This window comes from Ideonella sp. BN130291 (assembly GCF_036231905.1).
GTDB lineage: Bacteria > Pseudomonadota > Gammaproteobacteria > Burkholderiales > Burkholderiaceae_C > CAMLIZ01.
Map to the genome: position 1 here is coordinate 518639 of NZ_JAZARE010000001.1, position 14052 is coordinate 532690.

The 14052-nt window shown below is 68.5% G+C and carries 11 protein-coding genes; 7 read left to right on the forward strand and 4 right to left on the reverse strand.

Annotated elements, in window-relative coordinates; translation table 11 throughout:
- The first annotated feature begins 124 nt into the window (after nucleotides 1-124).
- Both VPH43_RS02430 and VPH43_RS02435 read left to right on the forward strand, forming a co-directional pair.
- The gene (locus tag VPH43_RS02430) at nucleotides 125-865 is read left to right on the forward strand and encodes a GntR family transcriptional regulator (RefSeq protein WP_328576050.1); all 741 of its coding nucleotides are present in this window, start codon (nucleotides 125-127) and stop codon (nucleotides 863-865) included.
- A gap of 103 nt (nucleotides 866-968) precedes the next feature.
- Nucleotides 969-2249 carry a tetratricopeptide repeat protein gene (locus tag VPH43_RS02435; RefSeq protein ID WP_328576051.1) on the forward strand — a complete coding sequence of 427 codons (1281 nt, stop codon included), beginning with the start codon at nucleotides 969-971 and terminating at the stop codon, nucleotides 2247-2249.
- Nucleotides 2250-2345: 96 nt separating this feature from the next.
- Here VPH43_RS02435 and VPH43_RS02440 read toward each other — a convergent pair whose 3' ends face one another.
- Both VPH43_RS02440 and VPH43_RS02445 read right to left on the reverse strand, forming a co-directional pair.
- Nucleotides 2346-3560, reverse strand: coding sequence for a DUF5009 domain-containing protein (locus VPH43_RS02440; protein ID WP_328576052.1), 1215 nt, complete (start codon nucleotides 3558-3560; stop codon nucleotides 2346-2348).
- Nucleotides 3557-6202 (reverse strand): TonB-dependent receptor, encoded by a 2646-nt coding sequence (locus VPH43_RS02445; protein WP_328576053.1) that lies wholly within the window; start codon nucleotides 6200-6202, stop codon nucleotides 3557-3559. Before VPH43_RS02445 ends, VPH43_RS02440 begins: the two co-directional genes overlap by 4 nt.
- A gap of 154 nt (nucleotides 6203-6356) precedes the next feature.
- On the opposite strand from VPH43_RS02445, the gene VPH43_RS02450 reads away from it, so the two are divergent.
- The 5 genes from VPH43_RS02450 to VPH43_RS02470 are packed head-to-tail and all read left to right on the forward strand — an operon-like array spanning nucleotide 6357 to nucleotide 11912.
- Nucleotides 6357-7691 (forward strand): extracellular solute-binding protein, encoded by a 1335-nt coding sequence (locus tag VPH43_RS02450; protein ID WP_328576054.1) that lies wholly within the window; start codon nucleotides 6357-6359, stop codon nucleotides 7689-7691.
- Between the two features lie 19 nt (nucleotides 7692-7710).
- A complete protein-coding gene (locus tag VPH43_RS02455) occupies nucleotides 7711-8640 on the forward strand; it encodes a carbohydrate ABC transporter permease (RefSeq protein WP_328576055.1) in 930 nt (309 codons plus the stop codon).
- The gene (locus VPH43_RS02460; protein ID WP_328576056.1) at nucleotides 8630-9478 is read left to right on the forward strand and encodes a carbohydrate ABC transporter permease; all 849 of its coding nucleotides are present in this window, start codon (nucleotides 8630-8632) and stop codon (nucleotides 9476-9478) included. Before VPH43_RS02455 ends, VPH43_RS02460 begins: the two co-directional genes overlap by 11 nt.
- A 10-nt stretch (nucleotides 9479-9488) precedes the next feature.
- Nucleotides 9489-11174, forward strand: coding sequence for a glycoside hydrolase family 9 protein (locus VPH43_RS02465; protein WP_328576057.1), 1686 nt, complete (start codon nucleotides 9489-9491; stop codon nucleotides 11172-11174).
- A gap of 42 nt (nucleotides 11175-11216) precedes the next feature.
- Nucleotides 11217-11912, forward strand: coding sequence for an aspartate/glutamate racemase family protein (locus VPH43_RS02470; protein WP_328576058.1), 696 nt, complete (start codon nucleotides 11217-11219; stop codon nucleotides 11910-11912).
- 42 nt (nucleotides 11913-11954) lie between these two features.
- On the opposite strand, the gene VPH43_RS02475 is transcribed toward VPH43_RS02470, so the two are convergent.
- On the reverse strand, nucleotides 11955-12560 hold the full coding sequence (locus VPH43_RS02475) for a flavin reductase family protein (RefSeq protein WP_328576059.1): 606 nt from the start codon (nucleotides 12558-12560) through the stop codon (nucleotides 11955-11957).
- Complete coding sequence (locus tag VPH43_RS02480; protein ID WP_328576060.1) at nucleotides 12557-13594, reverse strand: histone deacetylase family protein; 1038 nt, start codon at nucleotides 13592-13594, stop codon at nucleotides 12557-12559. Before VPH43_RS02480 ends, VPH43_RS02475 begins: the two co-directional genes overlap by 4 nt.
- Nucleotides 13595-14052 lie beyond the last annotated feature (458 nt).

A 14052-nucleotide genomic window follows, 5' to 3' on the forward strand; every position in this document is an offset into this window, starting at 1 on the left:
CAACCGCGCAAAGCACCCAAGAAAACCCTAAGAACACGCGTAACATGCTCCGTCCTGACTGGTACATCCCCTGGTACCGTACTGGTATCATTTTTGAAAGACATCCCACCCGGAGGGCGGCGGTATGACATCGCTGGCGCAAATCCTCGGAACGCTGGATCCGAACAGCAGCCTCCCGCTGTACCAGCAGCTGCAGCGCGCCCTGCGCGAGGCGATCGAAAAACACGTGCTCGGCCCGGAAGACGCGCTGCCGTCGGAGCGCCAGCTGGCGGCCGACCTGGGCGTGTCGCGCATCACCGTGCGCAAGGCGATCGAAGGGCTGATCGACGAGGGCCTGCTCGTGAGCCGGCAAGGCTCGGGCAACTTCGTCGGCACCCGCATCGACAAGAACTTTGCCAAGCTCACCTCCTTTTCGGAGGACATGCGCGCGCGCGGCCGCACCCCGCGCAGCGAATGGCTCAAGCGCGCGCAAGGCACGGTCACGCCCGAAGAAGCCCTCAAGCTCGCGCTCAGCCCCGGCACCCTGGTCTACCGCTTCCACCGCCTGCGTTTTGCCGACGATGAGCCGATGTCGCTGGAGTACTGCACGGTGGTGGCCTCCTGCCTGCCCTCGCTGGAGGCGGTGGACACCTCGTTGTACGACGCGCTGGAGCGCCAGGGCTGCCGCCCGGTGCGCGCGCTGCAGCGCCTGCGCGCGCTGCTGCTGGACGAGGAACAGGCCAAGCTGCTGGAGGCCCAGCCGGGCGATGCCGGCCTGCTGGTGGAGCGCCTGGGCTACCTGCGCGATGGGCGCGCGGTGGAGTTGTCGCAATCCTTCTACCGCGGCGACACCTACGACTTCGTTGCCGAACTGAACGCCTCGTAAAACTTGTGCCGGGGCGCACGGCCTACACTGGCGGGCTTCGCACGTGAGGCCTGCCACAAGCGGTGCCCACGCCCCGGTCACCCCCTGTTTTCAGCCCTCACCCATGATGAGCAAATCCGGATTTGCGTCGCGCACCGCCGCGGCTGTTGCGCTGGCCGTGGCCAGCATCTGCGCCCAGGCGCAAACCGCACCGGCCGCGGCCGCATCGGCGCCGCCGGAAGCGGCCCGCCCCGAGGTGGCCAAGGGCCTGCAGGCGGCCCAGGCGCTCATCAAGGAAGGCAAGCACGCCGAGGCGCTGGCGAAGCTGCGCGAAGCCGAAACCGCCGTGCCCAGCCTCACGCCCTACGAAAGCTTCTTCATCGACCGCACCCGCGCCGCCGCCGCACTGGGCACCGGCGACATCCCGCTGACCATCAAGTCACTTGAAGCCGCGCTGGCCACCGACCGCATGAAGGGCGACGAGCTGCGCGACATGCTGCGCGCGCTGGCCGACCTGACCTACCGCAGCAAGGACTACACGAAGTCGCTCGCCATGGCGCAGCGCTACTTCAAGGAAGGCGGCACCGACCCCAACGTGCACACCATCCTGGTCAATGACCTGTACCTGTCGGGCGACTTTGCCAATGCCGCCAAGGAGATCGCCGCTGACGTGAAGGCCGACGAAGCCGCCGGCCGCGCCACCCCCGAGCAGACGCTGCGCATGCTGGCCAGCGCGCAGGCCAAGATCAAGGACGAAGCCGGTTACGCCCAGACGCTGGAGCGCATCGTCGCCCGCTACCCCAAGCCCGACCTGTGGGGCGACCTGATCTGGCGCGTGCAGTCGCAAGCCAACTTCGGCGATCACCTGCGCCTGGACGCCTACCGCCTGCGCCTGGCCACCAACTCGATGGTGCAGGGCGCCGAGTACGTGGAAATGGCCCAGTTGGCGATGGCCGCCGGCTACCCGGCCGAAGCGGTGAAGGCGATCGACCAGGGTTACGCCAGCGGCAAGCTAGGCACCGGCCCCAACGCCAAGGCGCACCAGCAGCTGCGTGACCAGGCCCGCAAGCAGGCCGCCAGCGACGCGCCCAACCTGGCGCAGGCCGCCAACGGCCCGCAGACCGGCCGCGACGCCAATGCGATGGTGAACATCGGCTATGCCCTCGCCACCGCCGGCCAGGCCGACAAGGGCGTCGCGCTGATCGAGCAGGGCATCGCCAAGGGCGGGCTCAAGCGGCCCGACGAGGCGCGCCTGCACCTGGGCGTGGCGCAGTGGATGGCAGGCCAGAAGGACGCCGCCGCCAAGACGTTGAAGACGGTGCAAGGCAAGGACGGCACGGCCGACCTTGCCCGCCTGTGGGTGCTGGTGGCGCAGGCGCCGGCCGCCACCACCGCGCAGCAGTAAGCCACCGCCGGCCCGCAAAACACGGGTGGGGCGACGAGGAGCACCGCCCCACCCAACCTCGCGAGAGAACCTGCTGCGACCGCGGGCGCATTCCTTCTACAGCTGCAGGCGCACCGGTACGCGGTTGATCCACCCCACCAGCGCCATCACGAGCACCGCATAGGCGGCGGCCCACAGCACACCCGGCACGCCTTGGCGCAGCAGCGGCGGCAAGCCCCAGCCGAGCGCCTGCAGCGCCGCCCCGATCACGAAGGGCAGCAGGTACAGCACCAGCGGGTTCTGCGCCGCGGGCGCCACCCAGGCGGTCCAGCGCTGCAGCCCGCGCCGGTCCACCAGCGCGTGCAGCGCGGCAAACAGGCCCACGCACCAGGCAGCGCTGTAGAAGCACCAGGCCGGCGTGGCGTGGATCTTCGAGATGCCGAACAGCGGCCGCGTCAGCGCACCGGCGGCCACCAGCGCCAGCAGCAGCAGGCTCGTCTTGGCGAAGCGGGCCACCGCATCGTCGGGCTGCCCGGCCTGGAAGAAGATCAGCGCGCACACCACGCCGCACAGCACGATGGACGTGTGGGCGGCATGGCCGTCATGGCTGAGCAGCCAGCCCTGCACCGGGTTGTCGGCGCCGCTGTGCAGGTGGCTCACGCCGTAGTACACCGTGCAGGCCGCCACCATCACTAGCAGCATCGCCACCCGCCCGCGCGCCAGCTGGTAGAGCACGCAGGCGGCTCCATAGGCCCAGCCAATCAGGCCGAGGATGCCCCACCACTGCGGCGTCATCGTCTGCCGGCCGTCCGGGCCACCGCGGTACAGCGCGGCCAGCAGCAGCAACAGCAGCACGCCCGCCAGCCGCAGCGTCTGGCGCAGCACCTGCGGCTCGAGCGGGAACACGCCCCACACCAGCAGGAAGGCCAGGTACAGCAGCAGCGACCACACCGGCATGGGCACCACCATGAACGCCGGGTTGAAGCCACTTTCGGCGTTGACCATGAAGTAGCCCATCACCACCAGCGCAAGCGCGCGGCTGCCCACGTGCCGCTGCAGCGCCCAGCCCTGTTCACCGAGCTGCAGCCGGCGCTGGAGCGCGAACGGGATGGACAGGCCGACGATGAACAGGAACGCAGGGAACACCACGTCCACGAAGCTCATCGCATCCGCGTCGGCCGGCATGTGCCTGGCCCAGGCCGGAATGCCGCTCACGCCATGCAGCTCGTTCACGAACACCATCACCAGGAAGGTGAGCCCGCGAAAGGCATCGAGCGAGCGGATGCGCCCGGCGTGCAGCGCGGGCAGGGTCGCCAGTGGCTGCCCGTTCACAGCGCGACGCGCACGCCGAGGTAGTACTGCCGGCCGTTGGAATAGAACGCGCGCGGCTGGTCCTTGTTGTCGCCGTAGTACTTGAGCACGGGGTTGTTCAGGTTGAGCGCATCGAAGGTGATGGACACGCTGTCGGTGAGCTTGACGTTCACCGACGCCGCGAGGTTGCCCACGGCGGCGGCCGTTTCGGTGGTGGAGCGGTCCAGCCCCACCAGGAAGTCCGAGCGATAGGTGTAGGCCAGGCGCGCGCTGAAGCGGTCGTTCTCGTAATACGCCTCCAGGTTGCCGGTGTTGCGGGAGGAGCCGGTGAGCCGGCCTCCGGCGTCGTCCTTGCCATCGGTGTAGGTGTAGTTCACCACCGCGCCGAAGCCGCCGCCGATGGGCGTGGACAGGCTGAGCTCCACGCCCTTGTTCTTCGCCTTCACGTTCACCGGCGAGGTGATGGAGTAGGTGTCGAACTGGTTGCGGCTTTTGTTGAACAGGCTCTGCTGCGAGGTACCGAAGCCCACGTAGGAGGACATGTCCATGAAGAACACACCCACCGAGGCCAGGGCCTTGGGTGCGAAATACCACTCCAAGGTGGCGTCGTAGTTCGTCGAGCGCACCGGCTTGAGCTCCGGGTTGCCGCCGGTGCCCGAGAGCGTCAGGTCGTCCAGGCTGGTGATGGCGCCGGCCAGCGCGCTGTAGTCGGCGCGCGCGATGGTGCGCGCCACCGCCAGGCGCGCTACCAGCTGCTTCGACAGGTCGAACTTGATGTTGGCGCTGGGCAGCGCATCGAAGTAGTTCTTGCTCACCGTCGTGGGCGTGTACGGGCCGTAGTCGGAGCCGGTGATCGGGTTGGGGCCATCGGGCACGTTGAAGTTCACACGCTGGCGTGTCTGCACCAGCCGCACCCCCGCGTTCGCACGCCAGCCTGAACCGCTGAAGTTGGCCATGCCGTAGGCCGCCAGCGTCTGCTCCTGCACACCGAGCTCGCCCTGCCAGTAGTGTTGCGTGGGCCCGCTGGACGCATGCGACAGCACATAGGCCTGCACGGCCTCGGGCGACAGGTGCCACACGTCGCGCAGGAAGCCGGCGCCCGCGCCGAAGCCGCTGCCGAAGTTGCCCGGGTACTTCTCGCCGTGCCAGTCGGCGCTGCCGCCGCAGCCGCCATCGGCCCAGCCGCAGCCGCCGTTCTGCGGGAACTGCACCTCACGCCGGTGCTTGGCATAACGCAGGCCGAACTTCAGCGATTCCCAGATGCCACTGTCCAGCGCCATCTCGGCGTCGGCCTGGGCATAGGTTTCCTCGTCGAGCACGTGCACGGTGGAGTACCAGGTGCCGAAGGGCAGCGCCTCGTTGTAGTTGGCGGGGTTGGCGCCAGGGAAGGACACGGTGGCCGGCGCGCCGATGCCGTTCATGTCGTAGCGCATGCCGGAGTTGACCAGCAGCGACTCATACCCCAGGTCGCCCGGCGTGGAGCCGATGCCATGGGTGTAGCCCAGCTTGCCGCTGAAGGTGAAGCGATCGGTCGGCTTGTACTTGCCGTTGAAGTCCACGTAATACGTTTCCGCCTTGGCGCCCGGGCGGTAGATCTTGTCCACCACGCCGGGCGACACCTCCGGATGCGCGGGGTCGTACGTGATGGTGGGGAACACCGCCGACACGATGGTGCCGTTGCGCACCGTCATCGAATCGGGCACCACGCCGGCGTCGAACAGCGCCTGCGGATTGGCCATGAAGTTGGTGTCGTAGTTGGTGGCCGCCAGGTGCGAGAAAAAGGCGTTGGCGTCCAGCGTGAGCGTGTTGCTGGGCTTCAACTCCACGTCGAGCACGCCACCGGTGCGCACGCGCTTTTGCGTGAACAGCGCGGAGCCGATCAGGGACGGGTACTTCACCACGCTGCCATCGGGCATCGTCAGCTCGCCATAACCGAGGAACTCCTGCCCGTCCCGGCGCTCATGCCGCGCTTCCGAAAAGGCCTGGAACAGCACGCCGAAGGTGCCGGCCTCGTTCTTCCAGTTCACCAGCGCGTTCAGCTGCGGGTCGTACTTTTTCGGCAGGTCGGCGTAGATCACCTGCGCCGACGCCTCCAGCGTGAGCGGCTTCTTGAAGCTCAGCGGCGTGCGGGTCTCGATGTCCACCGCGCCCGACACGCCGCCTTCCACCAGGTCGGCCTGCGCGCTCTTGCGCACCACCACGCGGCTCACGATCTCCGAGGGCAGCAGGGTGTAGCTCACGCTGCGGCCCACGGTCTCGGTCTGGTCCAGCACGAACCAGTCGCCAGTGGCCACCGGGTGGCCGTTGATCAGCGTCTGCGTGAGGCTGGGGCTGGTGCCGCGGATGCTCACGCGGTCGTTCTCCGAGAAGCCGCCCTCGCCACCGGCGGCCGAGGAGATGTTGATGCCGGGCAGGCGCTGGATCGCGTCGGCCACGTTCTTGTCGGGCAGCTTGCCAATGTCCTCCGCGGTGATCACCTCCACCACCGAATCGGCGTCGCGCTTGGCGGCCAGCGACTGCTGCCGCGAGGCGCGGATGCCGGTGATGATGACCGTCTGCGCATCGTCCTTCGCGGGGTCCGCGCTCTGCGCCTGCGCCATGCCGGCAGTGGCGAGCAGCAGCCCGGCCACGGCCAGGGCAATCGGGGTAGGCTGGGCTGTCATGGGGTCTCCGGCTGGATGCAACGCCACCGCATTGGAAGCCGGCATCGCGCGGCCGGCCATTCCGGGATGTACTCCCCGCATGCAGTAGAACTACCAAGTCCGGCGGTAGAAGCCTCGATTGCCGATGCAGCCGCCAACGCGTGAAATGGCGTCCATGATCACGACCACGAGGACGACACTGCGGCTGCGCGCACTCGCCGCCGCAGCCCTGCTATGCACCGGCCTGGCCGCGCGCGCGGCAGAGCTCAACCTGTGGGTGATGAACACCACCGAGCAGCAGCAGCAGGACATGCGCGAGCTGCTGCGCCCGCTGCTGGCCGCCAACCCCGGGCTGCGTGTCAACGTGACGGTGCTCAACTGGGAATCGGCCTGGGCCAAGATCACCGCCGCGGCCGCATCCGGCCAGGGGCCGGACGTGATCGAGCTGGGCACCACCTGGGTGCCGGCCATCGCGTCGATGAACGCGCTGGAGCCCTTGAGCGACGCGCAGCAGGCCGAAGCCGGCGGCGCGAAAGCTTTCTTCCCCGTGATGTGGGGCACCACCCGCGCGCAGAACGACGGCAAGGTGGTCGCGATTCCCTGGTATGCCGACGCCCGCGCGGCCTTCTACCGCAGCGACGTGTTCAAGCAGGCCGGCATCGAGCCGCGCGATGCCTTTGCCAACTGGGGCAGCTTCAAGCAGGCGATGCAGAAGATCAACGGCATGGAGGTCAACGGCCGCAAGATCGCTGCCCTCGGCTACCCCGGCAAGAACGACTGGAACGTGGTGCACAACCTCGCGCCCTGGATCTGGAACGCCGGCGGTGACCTGCTGTCGGCCGATCGCCAGCGCTCGGGCATCAACTCCACCGAGGCGGTGCAGGCCATCGCCTACTACACCAGCTTCGCGGCTGAAGGCCTGGTGCCCGCCAGCGCGCTGGAGAAAGACTCGGGCCAGATCGAATCGGGCTTCTTCAACGGCCAGTACGCGGTGATCTTCAGCGGCCCCTGGGTGCTCAAGCAGATGGCCACGCCCAAGGCCAAGGGCGGCCAGCTCGAAAGCCTGGCCGCGCGCAACTTCGGCATCGCGCCCTACCCCGCCGGGCTCAAGGGCCACCAGACCTTCTTCTCCGGCTCGGACCTGGCGGTGATGAAGTCGTCCAAGAACAAGGCCGAGGCCTGGAAGCTGGTGGCCTGGCTCACCGGGCGCGATGCGCAGGTGCTGTTCAGCAAGATGTCCGGCATGCTGCCCACGCGGCTGGACGCCGCGGCCGACCCGCAGCTGATGGCCAACCCGCACTACGCGCAGTTCATGGCGCAGGTGAAGAACGGCCGCCACTACCCATCCATTGCCGGCTGGGGGCCGCTGGAGTCGGTGTACCTGAAGAACCTGGGCCAGATGTTCGACATCGTGAGCGGCCAGAAGGGCAAGTACTCACCGCTGGCCATCAAGCAGGCGATGGACGCGGCCGCGCATGAGGCCGACCAGGTGCTCTCGGCCTCGCGCTGAAGGCCACGCTCAGCCGGCCATGACCCGCAAGCGCAGGCTCGACCCCTTCCCTTACCTGCTGCTGCTGCCGGCGGTGGGGCTGATGGCCGCGGTGAACGGGCTGCCGATCGTGCAGGGCTTCTACATGAGCCTGCTCAAGCTCAACCAGTTCACCTTGGGCCAGTACCTGGACGCGCCCTTCGTCGGGCTGGACAACTACCGGCGCGTTCTGTTCGACCCCGACAACCCGCTGCGCGCGGGCCTGGGCCATGCGCTGCGCAACACCGCCTTGTTCACGCTGACCGTGTCCACGCTGGCCATCGGCATCGGCCTGGGCGTGGCGCTGCTGCTGAACCGCGACTTCCCCGGCAAGGCCATCGCCCGCACCCTGCTGCTGCTGCCGTGGATCGTGCCCTCCTACGTGGTGGGCACCTTGTGGGGCTTCATGTGGCAGCGCGACACCGGCATCGTCAACACCGTGCTGGTGGACTGGCTGCACCTGCTGGACGACAAGCCCTTCTGGCTGCTGGGCGCCAACAGCTTCTGGGCGATCGTGATCCCCACCGTGTGGCGCGCCTGGCCGGTGATGATGCTGATCTTCCTGGCCGCGCTGCAGGCGATTCCCGAAGAGCCTTATGAAGCCGCCACCTTGGACGGCGCCAGCCGCTGGCAGCAGTTCCTGCACATCACCCTGCCGCTGCTCAAGCCGGTGATCGTGATCCAGCTGATGTTCCAGATCATTGACAACGTGTACTCGTACAACATCGTGTCGATGATGTTCGGCAACGGCGCGGGCTTTCCGGGCGAGTGGGCCGACCTGCTGATGCCGCTGCTCACGCGCCAGTCCTTCAGCTACTGGCTGTTTGGCCAGGGCGCCGCGGTGTCCTTCGTGACCATGGCGCTGATGCTGCTGTTCGTGGCGGTGTGGCTGCGCGCCTTCCGCCAGAGCATGACCCATGATGAGGACTAGCCGCCGCCGGGCCTTCGCGCTCAACACGCTCACCTGGGCCATCGTCGCGCTGTCGCTCATGCCGATCGGGTGGATGCTGCTGAGCTCGCTACGCCACCCGGGCGACATCGTGGCCGGCAGCGTGGGGTTCAGCGACGCACCGCTGCGCTGGCAGAACTACCGCGACCTCTGGATCAACGTCGACTTCTTCACCTACTTCCGCAACAGCCTGATCGTGTGCGGGCTCACCACGGTGCTGTCCACCTTGTGTGCGCTGTGCGCGGCCTATGCGCTGGCGCGCTTTCGCTTCCGCGGCGCGCGCGCGGCCAGCCTCGGCTTCACGGTGACGCAGGTGGTGCCCGGCATGCTGTTCTTCCTGCCGCTGTACATGCTGTACCGCAGCCTGGGCGACCGCTGGGGCCTGCAGATGCTGGACAGCATGCACGGCCTGGTGTTCCTCTACGTGGCCCTGTTCACCCCCGCCAGCATCTGGATCATGCGGGGCTTCTTCGTGTCCATACCGCGCGACCTGGAGGACGCCGCCCGCATCGACGGCTGCTCGCGCTTCGGTGCCTTCGTGCGCATCGTGCTGCCGCTGAGCGCGCCCGGCATCATCGCCACCGCCACCTTCGTGTTTTTGCTGGCGTGGGACGAACTCTTTTTCGCCTGGGTGCTCACCAGCTCGCCCGACGTGCAGACCATTCCGGTGGGCATCCGCCTCTTCATCAGCCAGTTCCAGCACCGCTACGACCTGATGATGGCCGCCGGCGCAGTGAGCACGCTGCCGGTGCTGCTGGCCTTCTTTGCAGGGCAGCGCTACTTCGTGCAAGGCCTGGCGGCGGGGGCGGTGAAAGGATGAGGGGGCGCACATGAAGTTCCTGCACAACCATGTGGGCTATGCGCTCACCGCACCGAAGCGGGCGCTGCTGCAATGCAGCCCCGGCTTTGGCGGTGGCCGCTTTTCGCTCGTGAACGCGGACACGCGCGAGCTGCTGCTGGGTGCTGAGCTGCGGCCGCTGGGCGGTGTGGCGCGCTGGCGCGACTGGCAGTTCTGGGAGGCCGACTTTTCCGCGGTGCAGGCGCCGGCGCGCTGCTTTATCAGCCTGGACGGCGCCACGCCGCCGGTGGTGTCGCATACCTTCACGCTTGCCCCGCGGGTGCTGGACCGGCCGCTGCTGTCCGACCTGCTGCACTACTTCAAGGGCCAGCGCTGCACCGGCATCTTCGACGCCGCCGACCACGCCTGCCCGATCTTCGGCAGCGACGAGCGCGTGGACGTGCACGGCGGCTGGTACGACGCTTCGGGCGATGTGTCCAAGTACCTCTCGCACCTGTCCTACGCCAACTTCCTCAACCCACAGCAGACGCCGCAGCTGGTGTGGAACCTGATCGACGGCCGCTCGCGCCTTGGCGCGCAGCCGCTGTGGTTCGACGAGCGCATGGTGGACGAGGCGCTGCACGGCGCGGACTACCTGCTGCGCCTGCAGCACCCCAGCGGCTACTTCCACATGACCGTGTTCGACCGCTGGAGCAAGGACGTGGCGCAGCGCCGCGTGTGCAGCTACACCACCCAGCAGGGGCACATGTTCAGCACCACGCAGGCGGCTTTCAGGCAAGGCGGCGGCAGCACCATCGCCGCGCTGGCGCGGGCCAGCCAGCTGCCGCGCGACGGCGAGGCGCCGCGCGAGGCCTACCTGGCCGCGGCCGAGCGCGGGTTCGCGCACCTGCAGGCGCACAACCGCGAGTACCTGCCCGATGGGCAGGAGAACACCATCGACGACTACTGCGCGTTGCTCGCGGCCTGCGAGCTGGTGGCGGCGACCGGCGCGCCGGCGTATGGCGATGCGGCCGAGGCGCGCGCGGCCCGGCTGGTGGCGCGCCAGCATGAGGAGGGGTGGTTCTGGGCCGACGACGCCGCCACCCGCAGCTACGTGCACGCGGCCGAAGCGGGGCTGCCGTGTGTGGCGCTCGCCCGCTTTCTGGAGCTGATGCCCCGCTCGGCCGTGGCGCCCCGGGTGCGCGATGCGCTGGTGCGGGCCTGGCGGCATCAGCTCGCACTTGCGGCGCCGGGGGAAGGCAACCCCTTCGGCTACCCGCGTCAGTGGGTGCAACAACCCGGCCGCGCGCCGCGGGCGCAGTTCTTCATGCCGCATGACAACGACAGCGGCTACTGGTGGCAGGGCGAAAACGCGCGCCTCGCATCCATCGCCAGCGCGGCCCTGGCCACCCTGCCCCATCTGCAGGACCCCGCGCTGCGCAGCGGCCTGGCGGCGCTGGCGCAGCAGGCGACCGACTGGATCCTGGGCTTCAACCCGTTCGACGCCTGCATGATGCAGGGCCAAGGCCACAACCCGCCGCAGTATGAGCCGGGTTACTTCAACGCCCCCGGCGGCGTGTGCAACGGCATCACGGCCTGCCTGCACGACGAAGAGGACATCGACTTCCGCATGCCGCAGGACACCGACATGTCGCAGTCCTGGCGCTGGAGCGAACAGTGGCTGCCGCATGGCGCCTGGCTGTTTCTGGCCACCGCGCACGCCATCGGTGCCGGCTGAAGCGCAGTACGCTTGGGGCCCTTTCCCCCACCGAACTCGACCATGCCCCAGCACATCGGCATCGTGGCCTGCTCCGCCGAGGGCGCCGCGCTGTGTTACCGCACCATCTGCAGCGAGGGCGCTGCGCTGCTGGGCGCCCATGCGCACCCGGAGGTGACCATGCACACGCCGTCGCTGTCGCACTACGTGCAGTGCCTGGACCGCGGCGACTGGGCCGGCGTGGCCGAGCTGATGCTGGCCTCGGCGCACAAGCTGGCCGCGGCAGGCGCGGACTTCCTTATTTGCCCCGACAACACCATCCACCAGGCGCTGCCGCTGGTGTTGCCACGCTCGCCGCTGCACTGGCTGCACATTGCCGAGGTGGTGGCCGAGCAGGCGGTGCAGCGCGGCTTCGCTTGCGTGGGCATCACCGGCACCCGCTGGCTGGTGGACAGCGAGGTCTATCCGCAGGCGCTGACAGCGCGCGGCCTGCGCTGGCAGCGGCCGCCCGTGGATGAGCGGGTGGAGATCAACCGCATCATCATGGACGAGCTGGTGTGCGGCGTGATCCGGCCCGAAGGCGTGCGCTATTTCCAGCGCGTGATCGAGGGCCTGAAGGCGCAGGGCTGCGATGCGGTGGTGCTGGGCTGCACCGAGATCCCGCTCATCATCGACGACTCGAATTCCGCGTTGCCGACGTTGGACTCCACGCGCCTGCTGGCGCGCGCGGCGCTGCAACGCGCCTGCGCGGCGGCCTGAGCCGGCGCGGCTCGCGAGCGGCTCACAGGCCGCCGCGTGCGTTCAGGCCGCTTCGTTGCGCGCCGGCAGCTGCCGGGCTTGTTCACTGCCGATCGCCGGCAGGGCGAACGCGCCACCACCCAGATGGTGCACGGTATGCAGCTCGGTGTTGTCCGCCCGGAAGGACCAGCGGCCGGCCTGGAACACGCGGTCGTCGGCCCAGGCGCCCACCACTTCGCCGAAGAAGGTGTCGTAGGCCGCCTGCGCATGCGGCTCGCTGATCAGGCGGCATTCCAGCCAGGCCACGCAGCCTTCCACCAGCGGCAGGCCCAAGCTGCTGCCGGCGAAGGCGGCTATGCCGTAGCGCTGGAACTTGTCCTCGCCTTGCACCGCGGCGTCGCGCCCGGACACGCTGCCCACGCTGTAGGCCAGGTCCATCACCGCGCGGCACGGCACGTTCAGCGCAAAGCGGCCGCTGGCCAGCACCAGCTCGCGGGTGTAGGTGGTCTTGTCCAGCACCACCGCCACACGCGGCGGCACGAATTCCACCGGCATGGACCAGGCGGCGGCCATCACGTTGCGCCGGCCGGCGTGTTCGGCGCTCACCAGCACCGTGGGCCCATGGTTGATCAGGCGGTTGACGTGTTTGGGCTCCACCGGCTGCTTCATGCGACAAACCCTTCCAGCACATTGACCACGTTCACCCCCACCGCCGAGACCGCATAACCACCTTCCATCGTGAAGACGGTGGGCAGGCGCGCCGCAGCGAGCAGCTCGCCCATGCGCAGGTAGCGCTCGCTGCGCAAGGTGAAGCCGGAGATCGGATCGCCCTCGAAGGTGTCCACGCCCAGCGCCACCACCAGCGCCTGCGCGCCCAACCGGCGCACCTCGCCCAACACCTGCTGCAGCGCCTGCGCCCAGGCCTCGAAGCCGGTGCCCACCGGCAGCGGCAGGTTGAGGTTGAAGCCCTCGCCGCGGCCCAGCCCGCGCTCGTCGGCATACCCCAGGTAGAACGGGTATTCGGTGCGCGGGTCGCCGTGGATGGAAGCGGTGAACACGTCATCACGTTCGTAGAACAGGCTCTGCGTGCCGTTGCCATGGTGGTAGTCCACGTCCACCACCGCCACCCGCTCGACGCCCGCGTCGCGCAGCGCCTGGGCCGCCAAAGCCGCGTTGTTCAGGAAGCAGTAGCCGCCGAAGAAGTCGGCGCCGGCATGGTGGCCGGGCGGACGGGTGAGCGCCGTGGCCACCGCCGCACCGCCGGCGACAGCACGCGCCGCATCGATGGCGCAGGCCGCGCCGGCCAGCGCGGCGGCCCAAGTGCCAGCGCCCAGCGGCGTGCCGGCGTCGAAGGTGTACTGGCCGACGCGGGCGGAGAAGTTGGTGGGCGCCACGTCCCGGCGAAGGCCGTGGTTGGGCCACACCGAGGGAAGGATGTCGACCTCGTGGTTGGCCGGGTCCAGCGCCACCCAGTCGGCCCACGCGCTGGCGAGGAAGTCCAAGTAGTGCGGCGCATGCACGCGCCGCAGCAGCGCCATGTCGGGCGCACCCGGTTCACGCAGCATGCCCACCGGGCGGCGGCGCAGCTCGTGCATCACATGGTCCAGTCGCGCGGGGGTTTCATGGCAAGGCACGAGGCGGCCGCGGAACATCTCCTGGCGGCCGGCGTGCCCCTGGTGCACGGGGTTGTGGAAGATCAGCATGGTGGGAAAGTGTCGCAGCGTTTGGTGGCGCGGCTTCGCGCAGGGCCTGCTGTTCACATGCAATAGAGGTTGCCTGCTAAGCAGAGGTTGCCGTCAGAGTCGCTACTTCGACGGGGCCGCAATCCGACTCAAAGCTGAAGTTCAGGCGCCACTGGCAGGATGCCGGAAGCAGACATCCAAGGGGTTAGGGCGAGGGGGCACCCTACTTGCGCCGCTGGATGGCAAGCGCCGCAGCACTGTCCGTTTCAAACGAACTTTCACACTCCCGGCGCGCCTGTTCGTTTTCCCCAAAGAGAGATAAGCAACGCGCTAGAAACATTCCAACGACAAGTGATGCGGCTTGAAATGCAGAAGTCATCTTCGGACCCTGTGCCTTTACAAAGGGGGTCGTTGGGTGACTCCGGGTACAGCGCCACCGGTCTTCCATTTGCGGAGAAAAGCCTGTGCATCACTCAAGC

Bases quoted from the DNA above. Each gene is read 5' to 3' on its own strand.
- VPH43_RS02430 (WP_328576050.1), top strand. From the start codon at position 125: ATGACATCGCTGGCGCAAATCCTCGGAACGCTGGATCCGAACAGCAGC.
- VPH43_RS02435 (WP_328576051.1), top strand. From the start codon at position 969: ATGATGAGCAAATCCGGATTTGCGTCGCGCACCGCCGCGGCTGTTGCG.
- VPH43_RS02445 (WP_328576053.1), bottom strand. From the start codon at position 6,202: ATGACAGCCCAGCCTACCCCGATTGCCCTGGCCGTGGCCGGGCTGCTG.
- VPH43_RS02450 (WP_328576054.1), top strand. From the start codon at position 6,357: ATGATCACGACCACGAGGACGACACTGCGGCTGCGCGCACTCGCCGCC.
- VPH43_RS02455 (WP_328576055.1), top strand. From the start codon at position 7,711: ATGACCCGCAAGCGCAGGCTCGACCCCTTCCCTTACCTGCTGCTGCTG.
- VPH43_RS02460 (WP_328576056.1), top strand. From the start codon at position 8,630: ATGAGGACTAGCCGCCGCCGGGCCTTCGCGCTCAACACGCTCACCTGG.
- VPH43_RS02465 (WP_328576057.1), top strand. From the start codon at position 9,489: ATGAAGTTCCTGCACAACCATGTGGGCTATGCGCTCACCGCACCGAAG.
- VPH43_RS02470 (WP_328576058.1), top strand. From the start codon at position 11,217: ATGCCCCAGCACATCGGCATCGTGGCCTGCTCCGCCGAGGGCGCCGCG.
- VPH43_RS02475 (WP_328576059.1), bottom strand. From the start codon at position 12,560: ATGAAGCAGCCGGTGGAGCCCAAACACGTCAACCGCCTGATCAACCAT.
- VPH43_RS02480 (WP_328576060.1), bottom strand. From the start codon at position 13,594: ATGCTGATCTTCCACAACCCCGTGCACCAGGGGCACGCCGGCCGCCAG.